Raw genomic sequence first — 2,603 nt, forward strand, 5'->3', positions numbered from 1 at the left:
AATAAGCTTGCTTCCAAGCCTCCAGTTCCTGCTCTAATTTCTATTATAGCGTCCTTTTTATCATTAGGAAAAATAGATAAAAAGACTTTTGCTGAGAAGTCAAAAGAATATGCAGATTTAAACGAAATTATACAAAGTGCTAAAAGATATATATCTTATGAACAAGATAGATCAGAAATACAAAAAATTCTAGATGATAAAAGTTCAGATGCAGAATTAATACAAATGGCAGAAATAGAGTTGAACGAATTGAAATTAGAAAACCAAATGAATGAAAAAAAGCTGAAACTATTTTTATTACCAAAAGATGAAGCTGATAAAAAGGACGCTATAATAGAAATTAGAGCAGGAACTGGAGGCTTGGAAGCAAGCTTATTCGCTGCAGATTTATTTAAAATGTACGAAAAAGTAAGCCATAAAAAAAAATGGTCAGTAGAATTAATCTCAATTTCTAGAAGCGAGGCAGGTGGGTTAAAGGAGGTTATTGCATCTATTAAAGGTCATAATATTTACTCAACATTAAAATACGAAAGTGGTGTACACAGAGTTCAAAGAGTTCCAGACACCGAAACACAAGGAAGAGTCCATACATCTGCAGCTACTGTAGCTGTTCTACCTGAAGTAGAGGAAGTTGATTTAAAAATAAATGAGGCTGATTTAAGAATTGATGTCTTTAGAGCAGGAGGTCCTGGAGGACAATCAGTAAATACAACAGATAGTGCTGTAAGAATTACACATATTCCAACTGGAATTTCAGTCTCACAACAAGATGAAAAATCACAACATAAAAACAAATCAAAAGGTATGAAAATTTTAAGAGCCCGGCTCTATGAATTAGAGAGAGCAAGAATAGAACAAGAGAGATCTCAAGATAGAAAAAGCAAAATAGGAACTGGAGATAGATCTGAAAGAATAAGAACTTATAATTTTCCACAGGGAAGAGTCACAGATCATAGAATTAATTTAACACTTCATAAATTAGATGAGTTTTTAGAAGGAGAAGCTTTTGATGAGATGATTGAGTCTCTTACTTTACAAGCACAAGAGGAAAGCCTAAGTAACTTAAATTAAATATGAAATTGGGAATAGTTATTAATAATGCACTTAAAAAATTAAAAGAAAATAATATTAAATCTGCATTACTTGATACTGAAATATTATTATCTGAAGCTATCAATCAGAGCAGAGAATTTATTGTTTTAAACTTAGATTATGATGTCAAAGAAAAAGAGTTTAAGAATTTTAATTATATGATTGATCAAAGATCAAAAGGTAAGCCAGTAGCATATTTAACTGGTAAAAAATTTTTTTGGAAAAACGAATTCTTTATTAATGAAAATATTTTGATTCCTAGACCTGATACTGAGATAATTATTGAACAAGTATTAAAAGTTTACAAGAAAAAGAATAAAATAAATTTTCTAGATATTGGCTTTGGATCTGGATGCATTGTACTCTCATTACTTAAAGAGAGACCAGATTTTACAGCAACTGGAGTAGATATCAGCTATCAGGCTTTAAAAGTATGTAAAATCAATGCTTACAAGCTAGGTGTAAAGAATAGACTTAGATTATATAAATCAGATATTGACAAATTCTTTGTAGGGAAATATGATTTAATTATATCTAACCCTCCTTATATTAAAAATTTAGATTTAAAATATTTGGAAAAAGATATTGTAAATTTTGAGCCAAAAAAGGCTCTTGATGGTGGGTTAGATGGAATATCAGAAATCAGAAAAATTATAAATAAATCGTCTGAACTGATAAAAAATAATGGCAAACTGATTTTAGAAATTGCATATAACCAAAAAAAAGAGGTTAAAAAATTATTAATAGAGAACAGCTTTTATATCAATTCGGTAGTAAAAGACCTGGCAAATAATGATCGATGTATAATCAGCACAAAAATTAATAACTAACATATGGTGACATTTAGAAATAACAACAACAATAGAAGAAATAATTTTAGAAGAAGCGATAGAAATTTCAAACCTAATGGGGAAAGACCAAAATATGGTGCAAGTTTTTCTAACAACGAAAATTTTCAAAGAAAAATTCCAGGCAGAAATAATCACAATGCCTCAAAATTAATAGAAAAATATAATAATTTAGCTAGAGAGGCATTATCAAGTGGAGATAAAATTTTATCTGAAAACTATTTTCAGCATGCAGATCATTTTACAAGAATTTTAAATGATCAAGAAAATTTTAAAAAATCGAGATTTTCTCCTAACCCCCAAGATGACAAGAGACAAGCAGAAGAAAATGCTTCAGTTGAGACTGAACAAACTACAGATAAAGTTGTTGAAAAAAAAGAGGAAACTCCTAATAAAGTCGCTGTAAGTAAATAACTAATTTAATCCAATAATTTTTTCTGATTTCAATACATCAAGCTTTATTTTTTTAGTTTCAAAGATCTTTCTTTCATCTCCTTTTAAGATTTTTCCTGATGGTAATTTAAGTTTTTGAGAATTTACTTTTTTTCCATTTACAATTACCTCATAATGTAAGTGAGGACCTGTAGATTTACCAGTAGAACCAACATATCCTATTGTTTGCCCTTGTTTGACTCTTACTCCTCTTTTTATTCCTAAAGCAAA

Annotated in this window: 5 protein-coding genes; 3 read left to right on the top strand and 2 right to left on the bottom strand. The window is 29.2% G+C overall.

Going from position 1 to position 2,603, the window contains the following annotated elements; all coding sequences use genetic code 11:
* Positions 1–47 (bottom strand): hypothetical protein (locus AMN95_RS05785; RefSeq protein WP_425304620.1); only part of this gene is annotated, 47 nt, incomplete at its 3' end.
* On the opposite strand from AMN95_RS05785, the gene prfA reads away from it, so the two are divergent.
* Genes prfA through AMN95_RS01175 form a run of 3 tightly spaced genes read left to right on the top strand, consistent with a single transcriptional unit; the run spans position 37 to position 2,354 of the window.
* Entirely contained in the window at positions 37–1,071 is a 1,035-nt protein-coding gene (gene prfA / locus AMN95_RS01165) for a peptide chain release factor 1 (RefSeq protein ID WP_075522183.1), read from the top strand. The two genes, AMN95_RS05785 and prfA, sit on opposite strands and share 11 nt — an antisense overlap.
* A gap of 2 nt (positions 1,072–1,073) precedes the next feature.
* Positions 1,074–1,922, top strand: a complete 849-nt coding sequence (prmC, locus tag AMN95_RS01170; protein ID WP_075522181.1) for a peptide chain release factor N(5)-glutamine methyltransferase — start codon at positions 1,074–1,076, stop codon at positions 1,920–1,922.
* 3 nt (positions 1,923–1,925) lie between these two features.
* Entirely contained in the window at positions 1,926–2,354 is a 429-nt protein-coding gene (locus AMN95_RS01175; protein WP_075522182.1) for a DUF4167 domain-containing protein, read from the top strand.
* On the opposite strand, the gene AMN95_RS01180 is transcribed toward AMN95_RS01175, so the two are convergent.
* Positions 2,355–2,603: M23 family metallopeptidase (locus AMN95_RS01180; protein ID WP_143323748.1), on the bottom strand; the 249-nt coding region annotated here is incomplete at its 5' end. It abuts the gene before it with no gap.

Source organism: Candidatus Pelagibacter communis, from assembly GCF_001180185.1.
GTDB classification, from domain to species: domain Bacteria; phylum Pseudomonadota; class Alphaproteobacteria; order Pelagibacterales; family Pelagibacteraceae; genus Pelagibacter; species Pelagibacter ubique_F.